Origin of the sequence: Nonomuraea sp. NPDC052116, assembly GCF_040680035.1 — a bacterium.
Lineage (GTDB): Bacteria > Actinomycetota > Actinomycetes > Streptosporangiales > Streptosporangiaceae > Nonomuraea > Nonomuraea angiospora_A.
This window is the reverse complement of sequence record NZ_JBFAWA010000028.1, coordinates 93,796-109,828: the sequence shown is the minus strand read 5'-3', so window position 1 is coordinate 109,828 and position 16,033 is coordinate 93,796. Positions and strand designations below refer to the sequence as shown.

Annotated in this window: 16 protein-coding genes and 1 riboswitch; of the genes, 8 read left to right on the top strand and 8 right to left on the bottom strand. The window is 71.0% G+C overall.

The window, feature by feature from the left end; all coding sequences use genetic code 11:
* Positions 1-53 precede the first annotated feature (53 nt).
* Positions 54-1,286 (top strand): alkyl sulfatase dimerization domain-containing protein, encoded by a 1,233-nt coding sequence (locus AB0L65_RS42115; RefSeq protein WP_364257893.1) that lies wholly within the window; start codon positions 54-56, stop codon positions 1,284-1,286.
* A 290-nt stretch (positions 1,287-1,576) separates the two neighbouring features.
* Here AB0L65_RS42115 and AB0L65_RS42110 read toward each other — a convergent pair whose 3' ends face one another.
* A complete protein-coding gene (locus AB0L65_RS42110; RefSeq protein WP_364257890.1) occupies positions 1,577-3,037 on the bottom strand; it encodes a carboxylesterase family protein in 1,461 nt (486 codons plus the stop codon).
* Positions 3,038-3,178: 141 nt separating this feature from the next.
* Here AB0L65_RS42110 and AB0L65_RS42105 point away from each other — a divergent pair, with 141 nt between their 5' ends.
* The 5 genes from AB0L65_RS42105 (at position 3,179) to AB0L65_RS42085 (ending at position 8,495) form a co-directional block, all read left to right on the top strand.
* Entirely contained in the window at positions 3,179-4,135 is a 957-nt protein-coding gene (locus AB0L65_RS42105) for an Lrp/AsnC family transcriptional regulator (protein ID WP_364257887.1), read from the top strand.
* Positions 4,136-4,404: 269 nt separating this feature from the next.
* A complete protein-coding gene (locus tag AB0L65_RS42100) occupies positions 4,405-4,674 on the top strand; it encodes a metal-sensitive transcriptional regulator (protein WP_364257884.1) in 270 nt (89 codons plus the stop codon).
* A gap of 82 nt (positions 4,675-4,756) precedes the next feature.
* Positions 4,757-6,148: an MBL fold metallo-hydrolase gene (locus AB0L65_RS42095; RefSeq protein WP_364257881.1), complete on the top strand. Its 1,392-nt coding sequence runs from the start codon at positions 4,757-4,759 to the stop codon at positions 6,146-6,148.
* Between the two features lie 458 nt (positions 6,149-6,606).
* A riboswitch (cyclic di-AMP (ydaO/yuaA leader) is annotated at positions 6,607-6,751 on the top strand.
* Between the two features lie 11 nt (positions 6,752-6,762).
* On the top strand, positions 6,763-7,530 hold the full coding sequence (locus AB0L65_RS42090) for a GH25 family lysozyme (RefSeq protein ID WP_364257878.1): 768 nt from the start codon (positions 6,763-6,765) through the stop codon (positions 7,528-7,530).
* 263 nt (positions 7,531-7,793) lie between these two features.
* A complete protein-coding gene (locus AB0L65_RS42085; protein WP_364257875.1) occupies positions 7,794-8,495 on the top strand; it encodes a DUF4142 domain-containing protein in 702 nt (233 codons plus the stop codon).
* A 47-nt stretch (positions 8,496-8,542) separates the two neighbouring features.
* Here AB0L65_RS42085 and AB0L65_RS42080 read toward each other — a convergent pair whose 3' ends face one another.
* The 3 genes from AB0L65_RS42080 to AB0L65_RS42070 form a co-directional block, all read right to left on the bottom strand.
* A complete protein-coding gene (locus tag AB0L65_RS42080; RefSeq protein WP_364257872.1) occupies positions 8,543-9,043 on the bottom strand; it encodes a MarR family transcriptional regulator in 501 nt (166 codons plus the stop codon).
* A 162-nt stretch (positions 9,044-9,205) separates the two neighbouring features.
* Complete coding sequence (locus AB0L65_RS42075) at positions 9,206-10,231, bottom strand: patatin-like phospholipase family protein (protein WP_364257869.1); 1,026 nt, start codon at positions 10,229-10,231, stop codon at positions 9,206-9,208.
* Between the two features lie 23 nt (positions 10,232-10,254).
* Positions 10,255-10,641, bottom strand: coding sequence for a hypothetical protein (locus tag AB0L65_RS42070; protein ID WP_364257867.1), 387 nt, complete (start codon positions 10,639-10,641; stop codon positions 10,255-10,257).
* A 114-nt stretch (positions 10,642-10,755) separates the two neighbouring features.
* Between AB0L65_RS42070 and AB0L65_RS42065 the strand changes: the two genes are divergently transcribed.
* On the top strand, positions 10,756-11,370 hold the full coding sequence (locus AB0L65_RS42065) for a TetR/AcrR family transcriptional regulator (RefSeq protein ID WP_364257864.1): 615 nt from the start codon (positions 10,756-10,758) through the stop codon (positions 11,368-11,370).
* Positions 11,371-11,382: 12 nt separating this feature from the next.
* Here AB0L65_RS42065 and AB0L65_RS42060 read toward each other — a convergent pair whose 3' ends face one another.
* On the bottom strand, positions 11,383-12,303 hold the full coding sequence (locus AB0L65_RS42060) for a LysR family transcriptional regulator (RefSeq protein ID WP_364257861.1): 921 nt from the start codon (positions 12,301-12,303) through the stop codon (positions 11,383-11,385).
* On the opposite strand from AB0L65_RS42060, the gene AB0L65_RS42055 reads away from it, so the two are divergent.
* Positions 12,248-12,889, top strand: coding sequence for an MBL fold metallo-hydrolase (locus AB0L65_RS42055; RefSeq protein ID WP_364257858.1), 642 nt, complete (start codon positions 12,248-12,250; stop codon positions 12,887-12,889). The two genes, AB0L65_RS42060 and AB0L65_RS42055, sit on opposite strands and share 56 nt — an antisense overlap.
* Here AB0L65_RS42055 and dgoD read toward each other — a convergent pair whose 3' ends face one another.
* The 3 genes from dgoD to AB0L65_RS42040 are packed head-to-tail and all read right to left on the bottom strand — an operon-like array spanning position 12,890 to position 16,028.
* On the bottom strand, positions 12,890-14,035 hold the full coding sequence (gene dgoD, locus AB0L65_RS42050; RefSeq protein WP_364257855.1) for a galactonate dehydratase: 1,146 nt from the start codon (positions 14,033-14,035) through the stop codon (positions 12,890-12,892).
* 11 nt (positions 14,036-14,046) lie between these two features.
* Positions 14,047-14,790, bottom strand: a complete 744-nt coding sequence (locus AB0L65_RS42045; protein WP_364257852.1) for an SDR family oxidoreductase — start codon at positions 14,788-14,790, stop codon at positions 14,047-14,049.
* Positions 14,787-16,028: a cellulase-like family protein gene (locus AB0L65_RS42040; protein ID WP_364257849.1), complete on the bottom strand. Its 1,242-nt coding sequence runs from the start codon at positions 16,026-16,028 to the stop codon at positions 14,787-14,789. The genes AB0L65_RS42045 and AB0L65_RS42040 overlap by 4 nt, the downstream gene beginning before the upstream one ends.
* Positions 16,029-16,033 lie beyond the last annotated feature (5 nt).

Here is a 16,033-nt window from a genome sequence, read left to right as displayed (position 1 = left end):
TCCTGCCGCGAACCCCTTGCCCAGAATGAGGTTCTGGAAGCAGGGTTGGGCCCATGATTATCGAGTACGCCGAGCGCGTCTGGCGCGGCGAATCGGACGACAGCGTCGTGGACGCGGGCCTGCAGGGCAAGGGCGTTCAGCCGATCGCCGACGGTGTCGGCTGGTGGCCGGGGTTCGGCAATGTGACCGCGTTCGAGACCGAGGGCGAGCTGGTGCTGTTCGACACCAGCAGCGCGTTCTCGGCGGCGAAATTGCACGAGGACGTCCGGGCCTGGACGCGGGCGCCATTGACCACGGCGTTCTACTCGCACGGGCACGTCGACCATGTCTTCGGGACGGGGCCGTTCGAGGAATCGGGGCCTCGCGCCGCGATTTATGCCCATAAAGCGGTTGTTGACCGGTTCGAGCGTTATGTGTTGACAAATGGCTATAACTCGGTGATCAACCAGCGGCAGTTCCAGGCCGCCGGGCTCCACTGGCCCACCGACTACCGCCGTCCGGACGTGACCTACACCGACGCGCTGACCGTGCGGCGCGGCGGGCTCACGTTCGACCTCGTGCACGCCAAGGGCGAGACCGACGACGGGACCATCGGCTACGTGCGCGAGCACAAACTGCTGTTGCCCGGCGACCTGTTCCTCTGGGTGACGCCCAATTGCGGCAACCCGCAGAAGGCGCAGCGCTATCCCCGGGAATGGGTGCACGCGTTGCACCGGATGGCCGCCATGGACGCCGAGATCATGCTCCCCGGCCACGGCGCCCCGATCTTCGGCCGCGACCGCATCCGGCAGGCGTTGCTGGAAACGGCCGAATGGCTGGAGTCGCTCATCACGCAGACCCTGCAACTGCTCAACGCGGGCGCCCGGGTCGACGAGATCGTCCACTCCGTGAAGGCGCCGGAGCATCTGGCCGACCGGCCCTATCTGCGGGCGCGTTACGACGAGCCGGAATTCGTCGTACGCAATCTGTGGCGCCTTTACGGCGGCTGGTACGACGGCAATCCGGCCCACCTGAAGCCCGCTCCCGAGGCGGTGCTGGCGAAATCGGTCGCGGAACTGGCGGGCGGGGCGCAGGCCCTCGCGGACGCGGCGCTCAAGGCCCTTTCCGAAGGCGATGAGCGGCTGGCCGGGCATCTGGCGGAAATGGCCGCCCTGGCGGCTCCGGACGACGCGGGAGTGCATCGCGTACGCGCGGAGGTCTTTTCCGCCAGGGCGGCCGGCGAACTGTCCCTCATGGCGAAGGGCATTTTCGCCTGGGCCGCCGCCGAATCCCGGAAACGCTCGTAACGGCCGGCCCCCACTCCGGCGTCGGCGGGCGTTTCCTGGTGGCGGCGGACATGGTCACGTCCCATCGCCTCGGCCGTCGATCCATCGTCACGGCCGAGAAACCCACGGTTTCCGCATCCGCACCCACCTGGCGCGACCGCTGGGCGGGTCGGTGGCAGCTCAGCCCACCGCAGACGGCAGAGCCGTCGCCACAGCGGGCTCGCCGCGGTCGGCAGCGGGCTCGCCACCGGTCCCGTCCGCCGTTGGAGCGGCCGTGCTCCAAGGCGCGCGGACCAGGAGGCGGCGGAATATCAGGCGAAGTGCCGGATGGTCGCAGGGTTGGCGGCCTCGTACGGGTGCCACTGATCCGCGGCGGGCCGGCCGGTGGCCATGAAGGCCGCTACCGCGTGAGAGAACATGTGGCCGAGCGAGCGGGCCGCGACGGTGGCCTCGCCGAGCATGGGACTGTCGGGGTAGGCGTCGATGGTGTCGAAGAAGAAGGGGAGTTCCACGCAGTGCGCGGCGCCCAGGTGTGCGGGGTCCTGAGCCGGGGCGTAGTCGAACTGGTAGACGTAGGTCGGGTTGCCGGCCGCGGCGTGGTGATCGGCGATGGCGAGAGCCCCGTCGCGGAAAATGATCTCGGTCTCGACCTCGGTGAAGACGTCGCTCGGTGTCGCGTGCGGACGCCGGGCGGCGGCGCGGTCGAACCGCTCGGCGCCGCCGTCGAGCTGGCCGGCCACGATCGAGCTCGCCTGGGCGGCGGTGACGGCCTGGATGCGCGGGTCGAACGCGAAGAACGCCGCCATCTCGTTCCTGGTGGTCCCCGTCAGCAGCTGCTTGCCGTCGAGGCGTCCGAAGGCCAGCGCCTGTTCCCACGCCTCGGGCATTCCGAAGGCGCCGAGGACAGGGTACATCGGCGGAGCGACGCCGCCCGGGCGGAAGACGTCCTGGGCGAGCCGCTGGTAGGCGGCGAGGAGCTGCTCGGCTGGGACGGCGCGCAGGGTGGCGATGGGATCCGGGCTGCGCTCCAGGCCGAGGATCTTGAGGAAGCGTCGGGCATGGTCGGCCGCCTCCCCGGGGTCTTGCGGGGGGAGCCCCCAGGGACCGCTCTGGGTGATGACCCGCTTGATCTGCGGGCCGGTGACCGGTGAGAGGGCGAGGTAGAGGGCGGAGAAGGCTCCGGCGGACTGGCCGCCGACAGTGAGGTTGCCGGGATCTCCCCCGAAGGCGGTGATGTTGCGCTTCACCCAGGTGAGGACGGCGGCCTGGTCCTGCACGCCGAGGTTCTCGATACCGAGTTCCGGGAGGTAGAGGTAGCCAAGGGGACCGACGCGGTAGTTGGCGGTGACGACGATGATGTCGCCGGCGGCGGCCAGGTTCCGGCCGTCGTACCAGTCCCAGCCACCGGATCCGCTGGTGAATCCGCCGCCGTGGAACCACACCAGGACCGGGAGGGCGTGCGGGGCGGGTCCGCCGGCCGGCAGGCGGGGGGTCCACACGTTGAGGGTGAGAGAGCCGTCCTCGTTCCAGTCGGGGGTGCGGTGTCCCATGACCGCTTCGAGACGGGAGGGGGCCTGGGGGACGGACGGGCCGGGGCAGGCGGCATCCCACCGGCCCGACCAGCCGGGGTGCTGCGCGGGGGCGGCGAAGCGCCGGTCCGCCAGCGGGGAAGCCGCGTAGGGGATGCCGCGGAACGCGGCGACGCCGTCCTCGACGGTGCCCTGCACGCTCCCCGACTCGGTGTCCACGACGGGGCGTTCCCTCACGATCATTGATGTCACCTTCCTTGCCGGAGTGGTACGCCTCCGTTCTACGGTCGCTCGGCGGAAAAGAGCGAGCAGCGCCCCCATGGCTTCGTGATATGCGTCATGGATCATGGGATTCTGGCGAAAGTAAGACACATGAGGCATGAGATGGATGCGACGGAGCGGCGGATCGCCGCGGTGCTGATGGCGTCGCCGCGGGCGTCATGGCGAACGATCGCCCGTGTCCTGGGGATCTCCGAGCGGACGGTCGTGCGCCGTGCGACACCGCTCCTGCACGACGGCACGTTGCGGCCCACAGCGATCCGCAATCCCGCTCGCTTTCCCCGGCTCATCCCCATGGTGTTGCGGATCCGGTGCCGGCCCAGCCGCATCCAGGCGATCGCCGCGGGACTGGCGCGGCGTGCCGACACGGTGTGGGTCGACATTCTCGGCGGCGGTGACGAGATCAGCAGCGTGCTCTTTCTCGACGGGCCCCGGGCCCGGACCTCGCTGCTGCTTCGGGACCTGCCCGCCACAGCCGCCGTCCATTCGTGGGACGCCTACGACCTGCTGAAAGTGTTTCCCGCGGGGTTCGCCTGGAGCGCGGGACTGCTGCCCATGGACCAGTTCGAGACCCTCGCCACCTTGCCGCGAGAGCCCGCCGACGCGCCGCAGATTCAACCGCTCGATGACGCGCTCATCGACCAGCTGGCCGCGAACGCGCGCGCCGGCTACAGCGACCTGGCCACCCGGCTGGGAACGTCGGCGTCGACGGTGCGCCGTCGGCTGGACCTGCTCATCTCTGCCCACATGGTGCGTATGGCGTGCGAAGTGGACTTGAGGCTGCTGGGCATCGGCAGTGAGGCGCTGCTGTGGATCGCCACCGGTCCAGGCAGCCTGGAAGCGACCGGACAAGAGCTGAGCCGGCATCCGCAGGTGCGGTTCACCGCGGCCACGACCGGGGCGGCGAACCTCCTGGTGGCCGTCGCGGCCGACGATCTGGGCGGGCTGTACTCCTTTCTCACCGAGACCGTCGGATCGCTTGACGATGTCCGCAGGCTGGAGGTGACCCCGATCCTGAGCTCACCGAAGAGGACCGGCCTCCTTCGCCGATCCGAGATCTGAGTTCCTCAACCTGTCGCCGCCCACGACACCCCGCGCGTCATGACGAATCGTTCGCCGGACCTCCTCGCCGCCGCCCGTAGGAGCACGTCAGGTCCCGAGATCACGTTCTCGTTCCCTTGCTCCCGTCGGAAATACGCGCGGCTCCAGCACGTCACCGCCCCCGGCCGGAACCCTGATCAAGGTGGACCAGGGCTCTCAGCGCCGCTGACTACCGCCGCGGCCCTTGCCGAGTTACCCCCGGGGGTATATTGGGCGCGGAGGTGGTGCGGATGGAGATGGACGCGACCGTCCTGAGGGACGCGCTGACGCGGCTGAAGCGGGCCCACGGCCAGCTCGGCGGGGTGATCGCGATGATCGAGAACGCCGATGACTGCGAGAAGGTGCTGACGCAGCTGGCGGCGGTGTCGAAGGCGTTGGACCGGGCCGGATTCAAGATCATTTCGACCGGGTTGCAGCAGTGCCAGGTGGCGCGCGAGCAGGGTGAGGAGCCGCCGATCAGCGTGGAGCGGTTGGAGAAGCTGTTCCTCGCTCTTTCGTGACCGTGTGATCGGGTGCCCTGGGGCACCCGTATGTTCTCTTGATACCCCCCGGGGTATTTGACGATCGAAAGGAGACAAGGAGATGACGATCCAGGTCGAGGTGATCGAGACCTCTTCCCTGGGGGACCGCAGCTATCTCGCCCATGACGGGCAGGTCGCGGTGGTGGTCGATCCGCAGCGCGACATCGACCGCGTCCTCTCGCTGGCCGGCCGCCTGGGGGTGCGGATCACCCACGTGGTGGAGACCCATCTGCACAACGACTACGTCTCCGGCGGCCTGGCGCTGGCCCGGGTGAGCGGGGCGGCGTACCTGGTGGGCGGGGCCGAGGAGGTCGGCTTCGACCGTGTGCCGGTGCATGACGGAGATCGGGTCGCCGTCTCCGAGCGGATGTGGCTGGACGTGGTGGGCACGCCGGGGCACACCTTCCACCACCTGTCCTACGTGGTGGCCGGGCCGGGCGGGCCGGAGGGGGTGTTCACCGGAGGGTCGCTGTTGTTCGGCGGCACCGGGCGTACCGACCTGCTGGGCGCCGAGCACGCCCGCACCCTGGCCCGCCACCAGCACGCCTCCGCGCGGCGGCTGTCCGGCCTGCTGCCCGACGGGGCGCGGCTCTGGCCGACGCACGGGTTCGGCAGCTTCTGCGCGGTCACGCAGTCCGGCGCGTCCGCCTCGACCATCGGCCGGGAGAAGGACGTCAACCCGGTGCTGCGGATGGAGGCCGACGACTTCGTCACCCACATCCTGGAAGGCCTGGACGCCTACCCCGCCTATTACGCCCATATGGGCGCGCGCAACGCCGCCGGAGCGGAGCCGATCGACCTGACCCCGGCGCGGCGGGCCGACAGCGCGGAGCTGCTGGCTCGCCTGCGGGCGGGCGAATGGGTGGTGGACCTGCGCTCACGCAAGGCGTTCGCGGACCGGCATCTGGCCGGCACACTCAGCTTCGGCCTGGACGGGCCGATGGCGACCTGGCTGGGCTGGCTGGCCCCGTGGGGCGCACCCCTCACGCTGCTCGGCGAGTCGGCCGAACAGGTCGCCGCCGCCCAGCGCGAGCTGGCCCGCATCGGCATAGACCGCCCGGCCGCCGCCTCGACCGGCTCCGTCGAACAGTGGGCCGGACACGACCCGGGCCTGATCGCCGAGCTGGCCACCGCGACCTTCGCCGACCTGGCCGCCGCTCGCGCGGGGGAACCGGTCGGCGGCCTGACCGTCCTGGATGTGCGCATGGGCAACGAATGGCGGGCCGGCCACGTGGCCGGCGCCGTGCACATCCCGCTGCCCGAGCTGCCGGAGCGCCTGGCCGAGGTGCCGGAGGGAACGGTGTGGGTGCACTGCGGCACCGGCTACCGGGCCGCGGCGGCCGCGAGCCTGCTGGCCCGCAGCGGCCGCCAGGTGGTCCACATCGACGACGCCTACCCCCGGGCCGCCGACGCCGGCCTGCCCATCACCACCCCCGATGAGGAGCCCGCTTGACCACCCTCGGCACCGGCGACGCCGGGACACCTGCCGGGATCCGGTGACCCGCCGGGGCCGATCGACGTGCGGACCCCCGGAGAGTTGGAGTCCGCCCGGCTCCCGCGTGCCCGACGGCGCCGCGGACGTCAAAGGACGGGGCTGGAGTCACGATTACCGGTAGAACGGTGTTTTGTCACAATGGCAACGCATGAATGGCCTGCCCCACCTGTGCCGAGATCATAAAGGCCCGGAAGCGACGCCCCCGATTTTTTGCCAAGTGCCAGAATCCCTACAGGCACGGCATTTCAGCGCCGCCCAGTCGCCCACACCCGCGAATCCGATTTGCGCTACTTGCGCCATCTATGGGTATATGTCTATCTTTTGCCTAGTTGCGGCACACATGTGGAGCCCTTTCGCCACATCGTTGCCGCTTCGTTGACCGGACCGCGCGCTGCCCGAAGAAGCCCTTCGGGGACAGCGTCCGGCCGCCGAATCCGCGCCTCGCGGAACCGGGGACCCACGTTCTTGGGGTGAATCAGACGCCAGCCCAGGCTGCGCCATGTAGGGCACTTCCAGGCCCGAACCCGTCAGCTAACCCGGTAGGCGGTATGGAAGCAAGGAGTCAATGCCTCATGTCCAAGCCCCGGCTTGCCACAATCGCCTACATCCTCAAGAATCACCGCGATCTCCTCACCAAGTACCTCAGCTTCACCGTCGCCGTCGCGATCCTCGCCGGAACCGCCGCCATCGCCACCTTCGCCTTCGCATCGCCCACCGCGCAGAACCCGGTGCCGGCGACTCGTCAGGCAGCCGGACCCCTCATCTACGGCCTGGACATCTCCAATTACGAGCCCCTGTACGACTGGAATGCCAGCCCGGCCAAGTTCGGCATCATCAAAGCCACGGAAGGCACGTCCTTCCGCGACGCCTCATTCGCCAGGCACTGGCGCGAGCTGGGCAAGAAGGGCATCGTGCGCGGGGCGTACCACTATGGCCATCCCCGCAACAATCCCATCGCGGAGGCCGAGCACTTCCTGTCCGTGGTGAACTCGCAGCCCGCCAAGGCCGGCGACCTGCTGGTCCTTGACCTGGAGACCGCGAACGGCAGATCCGTCGCCGAAGTCAACGCCTGGGCCAAGACGTGGCTGTCGTACGTGAAGGACAAGACGGGGATCACCCCAATGTTCTACAGCGGCTGGAACTTCGCCAACAAGTACGGCAAGGGCCTGTCCGAGTACCCGCTGTGGGTCGCCCACTACAGCAAGGCCAAGGGGGCCATCTCCCCGCCCGCCGACTGGAAGTCCTGGGCCATCCACCAGTACTCCGAGTCCCCTGTCGACCAGAACGTCTCCGCGCTGACCGCCGACCAGTTGCGCGGCCTGGGCCGCCCCACGGCCTGAGCCCACACGGCGGGTCCGCACCGCGATCGGGTGGACGCCGCCCCGCGTGCTCCTCTCGGCCCGGAGGAGCACGCGGTGGACGCCGTCCACGGATGGCACCGGTGAAGGCCGCCTCGGGCAACGGCTCAGCGGACCCCGGCAGTCTTGCGCAATGCAAATCTTGCACAATGCCATGAACACTCCCGCACCCTCCCGCGTATCCCTCAGTGACCGGCGCCACTCACGAAGGCCGCGTCCAAGGGACCGGAAGGGGATGACGGCGTATGCGACTCCTCGACAGCCGTCGCGCTCTCATCAGTTGCGGCATTGCCGCCCTCTGCACTCTGACCGCCTGCGCCGGCTACACGCCGACGCCCGTCTCTGACACCGCCGGCCTCAGCACCGAGCCGACCGCCGGCCTCGGCACCGAGCCGACCGACATCGAGACCGGACCGACCGACGCACCCACCGTCCAACCGGTGGAGGACGAGCCGGAGACCCGCACCCGGCAGACCAAGTGGGGACCGCTGTCGGAGGCCGACCAGGAGCTCATCAAGAAGGTCCGGCTCGCCAGCCTGTGGGAGATGCCCATGGCCCAGGACGCGATACAGCGCGCCAACAGCGCCCGCGTCCGCCAGGTCAGCAAGGAGATCGCGGCTCAGCACGACATGCTCGACGGGCAGGTGCGCGATGTGGCCGCCAAGCTGAAGGTCAAACTGCCGGTGAAGCCCACGCCTCAGCAGCAGGACTGGATGACAGATATTTCCGGCAGGTCCGGATCCGCCTATGACAAGACGTACGTCAAATGGCTGCGCCTGGCGCACGGACAGATCTTCAGCCTGATCGGCACGGTACGCGGCACCACGCAGAACACCCTGGTCCGGCGCTTCTCCGAACAGGCCAACGCCGCGGTGCTCAACCACCAGCGCCTCCTGGAGAGCACCGGCCTGACGACACCCGAGAGCTTCCCCACCCCGTCCATCTGACGGCCGAGGAGGGAGCCCGCACGGCTTCCGGCCGCCGCGTAAGCGATTCAGACGGCGGACCAGCCCAGCGGGTTCGGCACGTCCAGGGGTGGCTCGCCGCCCGCCTCGTTGAAGGCGTTCATCGCCGAGATGAGCGCCCGGCGCTGCCTGGCCGACATCCGCGCCACGATCGCGCCGATCTCCTCCCTGCGGCGCGCGGTCACCTCGTCCACGATGCGGCGTCCCTCGTCCGTCAGCCGCATCAGGCTCTCGCGCCGGTTGTGCGGATTGACCTCCCGTACGATCAACCCGGCGGCCACCAGCCGATCGGCCATCCGCATCGCCGTGGAGGAGTTGACGCCCAGCAGCTCCGCCATCGTGACCAGCTTGGTCTCACCATGGCCGGCCAGCACCACCAGCATCCTGAACTGCGGCAACGTGACCCTGTCCCCGACCGCTCCCAATGACCTCACCGCGACCGCCACCAACAGCCGCGACCCGGTCAGCACCGCCGTGACGACAGCCGAAAGATCCTCTCCCCGCGCCTGGAGGTCATCGTCATCCTTCATAGGCACTGTTGTACATGCGCGGGGCGGATCACGGGCACGAGATCCCGCCACCTCCGCAACGCCCCGCCGCCGGGCGCGGACGGCGCGTCTGGCCGGACCGGCACCTGGCCCCGCGTGGAGCATCGCCAAGTGGCGACACCCGGCCGCGTGGCGGAGTCGCGTCTATGGTGCGGCGGCCGGCCGGCCGAGCGGTTGCAGCAGCAGGTTGACGGCTGCGCGCCCGGCTTCGAGCGCGGCTTTGAGGGGCTTGCCGTCGCGGGTGAGGCGGCCGATGCGCGGGGAGTCAGGCGCGGGGCGCACGGACAGCACCGCCGGATCGGGCGCGGCCTGGCCGTCGGCGGGTGGAGGGGTCGTCCGGGGCTCGGGCCGGTCGTACCGGGCGAGCAGCGTGTCGTCGTGCAGCAAGCGGTGGTCGCGCGCGTAGAAACTCCGGTGCAGTGCCTCGGGGTAGCTCCGCAGGACGGTCGCGGCGATCAGGCGCGATCCGTAGGACGGTCGCGCGGCCGGTGCTCCGGCCGCGGCCGAAGGCGCGGGACGGGACCGCAGCACGAGGACGTGGCTGGCGCCCTGCGCCAGGGCGGTGCGGTACGGGATGGACTCGGCGAGTCCCGCGTCGTAGAAGAGCCGCCCGGCCAGCTCGACCGGCGGACCGGCGAGGAACGGCAGCGCCGCACTGGCCCGCAGGGCCAGCCGCAGCTCGACGGGACCGGTCAGATGGGGGCGCAGATCGGTGGATTGCCCGGTCTGTACGTCGGTGGCCAGCGGGTGGTACTCGATCGGGTTGGTCAGGACCGCGTCGAAGTCCATCCGGGTCACTTCGCAGTACAGGTACTCGACCAGGTTCCGCACGTCGACCATCGGACGGCCGCGCAGGAGGTTGAACGGGCGGATCATCGCTCGCGCGTAGACGGGCTCGGCCCAGCCGGTCAGGTTCTCGGGGGTTCCGCTCAGCAGCCAGGCCCCGGTGATGGCCCCGGCCGATGCCCCATAGACCGCGTCGAAGGCGTGCGCCGCGCCGGCCTCGTGCAGGGCCAGGGCCATGCCGGCGGAGACCGTGCCGCGCATGCCGCCGCCCTCGATGGCCAGGGCCACCCGGTGGCCGTCCTGGCGGGCGCCGGGACGGCTGCCGCTACGGACCCGGTCGGCTATGACGCGCAGCACTTCGTGTTCGCCGGTCTCGGGTGGCATATGTCCTTCTTTGTGTGGTGTGGCTAGTCACGGTCGCCGGACAGGTACGAGCGGGCCCGGGCCCAGACGCCGGGGTCGGGTTGGGTAGTCGTCCAGGTGGTGGACCTGAGCTCTCCCCGCCCGCGGTAGCGCCGCACGATGGCGACGTGGTCCGGCCAGGCGACGAACGTGCGCAGGGCCTGCTCATCCTGCCAGATCGACACCGAGCCGCACCTGCCCGCCAGCGGCTCCGTCCACAGCCACATGCCGACCGCGCCGGGCAGGTCGGGCCACGCGCGGCGCAGGGTGAGCCCGGCCTGGTAGACGCCGGGCAGGTCGAGCGGCCGGCTGATCTTGAAGTCGGTGACGCTGACCAGCACCGAGCCGGTGGCGCCGGCCGCCGGTCCGGGAGTCCATCGGGATCTCAGCATGCCGCTGCTCCACCCCTTTCTTTGTACGAACGTTCGTGCCGAGAATAGGAACATACCGAAGATGACGTCAAGCCGCTATCCTGGGCCGAACGTTCGTACGCAGAAGGGGTGGAGATGGCGGGACGGCCGCGGGACGAGCGGGCCCGCGACGTGATCCTGCGCCGGGCGGCGGACCTCGCCTCGCAGGACGGGCTGGAAGGGCTGTCGATCGGCCGGCTGGCCACGGAGCTCGGCGTGAGCAAGAGCGGCCTGTTCGGCTACTTCGGTTCCAAGGAGGAGCTTCAGCTCGCCACGATCCGCATCGCGATGAGCGTGTTCGTCGACGAGGTCGTCCAGCCCGCGCTGACCGTGCCGCCGGGCCTGGGCAGGGTGCGACGGCTGTGCGAGAGCTGGTTGAGCTACTCGCAGCGGCGGGTCTTCCCCGGGGGCTGCTTCTTCTTCGCCGTCACCGCGGAGTTCGACGCCCGTCCGGGCCGGGTGCGGGATGCCGTCGCCGCGGCCGGCCTCGACTGGATCCGCTTCGTGACGCGTACCGTCGAGGATGCCCGCCAGCTGGGCGAGCTCGCCGACGACACGGACGCCGACCAGCTCGCCTTCGAGCTGATCTCTTTCATGGAGAACGCCAACGCCGTCTCCTTGCTGCACGACGACCCGAACGCCTACGAGCGCGCCAGGACCGCCATCCGCAACCACCTGGCGGGCAGGGCGGTAGCCGCGCCTGGCACGTGAACACGCATGGCTTCAGCCGTCGGAGCCCAAAGGGGTCAGGTCGATCTCGGGCACCCATACCCCGGGGTCGGAGGGGGCGGGCAGCGGGCGCGGGCGCAGCTGCCGCAGTAGCGCCCGCAGAAGCGGCCGGGGATTGCGCCGATGCCAGACGATCGACCAGGGCATCAGCGGCGTCGGCTCGACGATCGGGATGCGGCGCAGGCCGCTCCCGGCCGGGTCGATGCTCATCTCGCCCAGCCCCACCGCGCTCTTCTCCGCCAGGAACTGCTCCACAAGATGCCGCTGGCCGATGGCCGGAGCGTTGAAGCGCAACGGCACGCCGAACCGGTCGGCCAGCCGTACGAGATAACCGCGCCACTCCGCCGCGCCCGCCGGGTCGGGCATCGCGATGCCCGCCTCGCGCAGGTCAGCCGGCCGCAGCACGTCCCTGGCGGCCAGGCGGTGATCCTCGGGCACGAACGCGTGCAGCGGCTCCAGACGCACGAGCCGGTACGCCAGCTCGGCGGGCCAGGGCGCCGGCGTGTCGTGCACGCGCCCGAACGCGGCGTCGAGCTCCTGCCGCCGCAGGGCCGGCAACGCCACGGACAGCCCCTGCCGCATGCTCAGCTCGATCCGTACGCGGGAGTCGCGCTCGCTCGCCTGACGCACCATCCGCAGCGGCGTGAACCGCTCGTCGTACACGTCCATCCGCAACGGGTCGTCCGCCAAGCGGACCGCCTGGATCGCCCGGTCGAACGCGGAGACCGCGTCACGAGCATGGGGCAGCAACCGCTCCCCCGCCTCGGTCAGCTCCACGGCGCGGGTCGTCCGCTCGAACAGCGGCACCGTCAGCACCTCTTCCAGCCGGCGAATCCGCTTCGACAGCGCCTGCTGGCTGATGAACAGCCGCGCGCCGGCCCGGCCGAAGTGCAGCTCCTCCGCGGGCGTCGCCACCTCCGGCAAGGACATCGCGGCCGCGATCGAGCGACTGGGCCACCGCAGGAGCGACGTCAAGCGGGTCGTGCTCACCCATTTCCACGAGGACCACTGCGGCGGGGCCGCCGAGATCAGCGGGTGGGGCGACGTCACCGTGCTGGCCCACCGGCTGGAGGCGCCGGTCATCCGCGGCGAGAAGCCCGCCCCTCCGCCCCTCTTCACCGACGAGGAGCGCGTCCTGCACCGCGACCTCGGGGCCCATCCGCTGCCCGCCGCGCCCGCGTGCCGCGTGGATCGCGAGCTGGAGGACGGCGACACGATCGATTTCGGCGGTGGCGCACGGGTGATCCACACTCCCGGGCACACCGACGGCAGCATCGCGGTTCACCTGCCACGCTCCGGGGTTCTCTTCACCGGGGACACGGTCGCGCACGTCAACGGACAGGTCATGCCCGGGGTGTTCAATCTGGACCGCTCAGAGCTGCTCGGTTCCTTCCGCAGGCTCGCGGAGATCGACGCGCGGCTGGCCTGCGTCGGTCATGGCCAACCGCTCCCCGACGCCCGCGCGGCCCTCACCGCGGTCGCGGCGACCCTGCCCGCCTGATCACCATTCGGCGAAGGAGCCGTCCGGGTGCCGCCAGACCGGGTTGCGCCAGCGGTGCCCGCGCTCGGCCGCGCGCTCCACGGCCGCCGCGTCGACCTCGATGCCCAGGCCCGGTACGGCGGTGCGTTCGGCGAAACCGCCGGCGAACCGGAGCGGGGTGCGGTCGACCAGGTAGTCGAGCACGTCGTTGCCCTGGTTGTAGTGGATGCCCACACTCTGCTCCTGGATCAGGAAGTTCGGGATCGCGAACGCCAGTTGCAGGCTCGCCGCCAGCGCGATCGGGCCGAGCGGGCAGTGCGGGGCCATCGTGACGTCGTACGCCTCGGCCATGGCGGCGATGCGGCGCACCTCCGAGATGCCGCCGGCGTGGCTGACGTCCGGCTGGGCCACCGCGATGCCGTCGCGCAGCACCTCGCGGAAGTCCCAGCGGGAGTAGAGGCGCTCGCCGGTGGCCAGCGGGATCGAGGTCGACCGCGCCAGGGCGGCCAGGTTGGGGGTGTGCTCGGGCAGCACCGCCTCCTCGACGAACAGCGGGAGCAGCGGCTCGATGAGCGGCAGCACCCGCCGGGCCATCGCCGTCGACATGCGCCCGTGGAAGTCGATGACGACGTCGTTCTCCTCGCCGACGGCCTCGCGGACCGCCGTCACCCGTTCGACGACCTCGCGGATGCGGGCCGGGGTGTCGATGGGGGTCAGCGCGGCCGAGCCGTTCATCTTGACGGCGGTGAAGCCCGCCTCGATCTGGGCTCGGGCCTCGGCGGCGACGTCGGCGGGGCGGTCGCCGCCGATCCACGCGTACATGCGGACCCGGTCGCGGACCGGGCCGCCGAGCAGGGCGTGCACGGGCAGCCCGGCGGCCTTGCCGGCGATGTCCCAGAGGGCCTGGTCGATGCCGGCGACCGCGCTGGACAGCACCGGGCCGCCCCGGTAGAAGCCGCCCTTGGTCAGGACCTGCCAGTGGTCCTCGATGCGCAGGGGGTCCTCGCCGACGAGATATTCGCTCAGCTCCGCGACGGCGGCCCGGACGGTCTCGGCGCGGCCCTCGACGACCGGCTCGCCCCAGCCCGTGATGCCTTCGTCGGTACGGACGCGCAGGAACAACCAGCGGGGCGGGACGAGGAAGGTGTCCATGGACACGATCTTCATGGGGGTCCGTTCTAGGAGGAGGTGGTGGAGATGCTCCAGCCGCCGTCGACCTTGAGGCAGGCGCCGGTGATGAAGGAGGCCTCGGCCGAGGCGAGGAAGGCGACCGCGGCGGCCACCTCTTCGGGACGGCCGAACCGGCCCGCGGGGGTCTCGGCGATCGTCGCGGCCCGGCCCTGCTCGCCGATGCCGTCCCAGGCCGCGGTCATGATCGGCCCGGGGACGACGACGTTGACCCGCACGTCGGGGGCGTACTCGACGGCGAGCTGGCCGGCCAGTGACTGCAGGCCGCCCTTGGCCGCGGCGTAGGCGCCGCAGCCGGGGATGCCGGTCTGGGCGTGTACGGAGGAGGTGATGACGATCGAGCCCCGGGTCTCGGCCAGGAGGGGGCAGAAGACGTGGGCGGCCAGGTAGGCGGCCTTGAGCGAGACCGCGATCTGCCGGTCCCAGTCGTCCTCGGGCAGCTCGTGGACGGGGACCGACGGCACGACCCGGCCGGGGCCGTTGACGTGCAGGACGTCCAGGCGGCCGTACCGGTCGGCGACGAGGTCGCGGGCGGCGGTCCAGGCGGCCGCGGAGGAGACGTCGCCGTGCAGGTGGTGGCCGCCGATCTCGGCGGCGAGCTCGGCCCCCGCGTCGTCGGCCACGTCCATGACGACGACGGAGGCGCCCCGCTCGGCCAGCAGCCGGGCGGTGGCCGCGCCGATCCCCGACGCGGCGGCGGTGACCAAGGCGATCTTCCCGGCGAAACGGGTCATCGTGCGGCTCCCGTGAACAGTGCGTTGGCCTCTTCCTGGAAGGCGCGGTCCTGCCACATCGGGTGATGGGGCGCGGCGTTGGAGCACACCACCGTGCCCCACGCGCCGACCCTGGCCGCGTGGGCGACGGCCTCCAGGCAGGTCGCGCGGCCGACCGGACCTTCCTCGAAGGTCCCGTGGAGAGGGGTGTACCCGATCCAGCCCTCGCCGAGCACGAGCGGCACCTCCGCCTGGGCGGCCCAGTCGGCGGCGGCGTCGATCCAGATGCGCAGCCGTTCGGACATGCCGTAGCGGTAGGTCGAGTAGCGGTCGTACAACCACTGGTCGAACCGGACCGGGTCGCACCAGTCGTGGACGTAGACCTCCCGGGCGGGCACCACCGTCGCCGCGCGCCGCCACTCCTGGTCGGGGCCCCACTCCTCCAGCGGCGGGGCGTCCGGCCGCAGCAGCTCCCGGTGGGCCCGCTCCTGCGGGAACGGCCGCGCGGCGTCCCGCAGGGCGAAGGTGTCGATCAGCTCGTCGAGCACGCCGTAGACATAGGGGTGGAACACCCCGACGTCGGCGTTGCGCGGCAGGCCGCGCATCTCGCCGACCGGCACCCGGGCGTAGTTGGCGGTGACCGGCTCGGGGCGGCGGGCCTTGAAGGCGTCGATCGCCGCCTCCAGGTAGGGCCGCAGCCCGAGCACCTTCGGCCGATCCGGCTCGACCACCTCGTTGAGCCAGGTCGACTGGATCTCGTTGTGCAGCTCGACGAACGCGATCCGGTCGGCCAGGCCGTGCGCGTCGAGGAAGTCCGCCAGGTCGGCCAGCGCGTCGGCCAGCGCCGACGCCCGGTCGGCGGGCGGTACGGCACGCAACGCCTCGTACCAGGAGGGATCGTCCAGGAAGACCGAGCTCTGCTGGAACTCCCAGCTGGAGACGATCACGTGGCAGTCGTGCCGCCGGGCCGCCTCGAACAGGGCCAGCAGGTGGCGGCGCCCGTCGAGAGTGGTGCGCTCGCGGACGTCGTACCAGCGGGTGCGCCCGCCGTAGCCGCCGAAGGGGCTGAACGTCAGCGCCGTGGTGTCCAGGCCGGAGCCGAACAGCAGGTACGGCATCGCGCAGATCCGCACCGTGTTGTACCCGCGCGCCACGGCCTCGGCGAAGGCCGCGTCCAGGTCGGCGAACGGCTCGCCGGGCCCGGTGCGCGTGTACCAGGTGAAGTCCCAGAGGGTGATGGTCAGGCGAGAAGGGGTCACAGGGA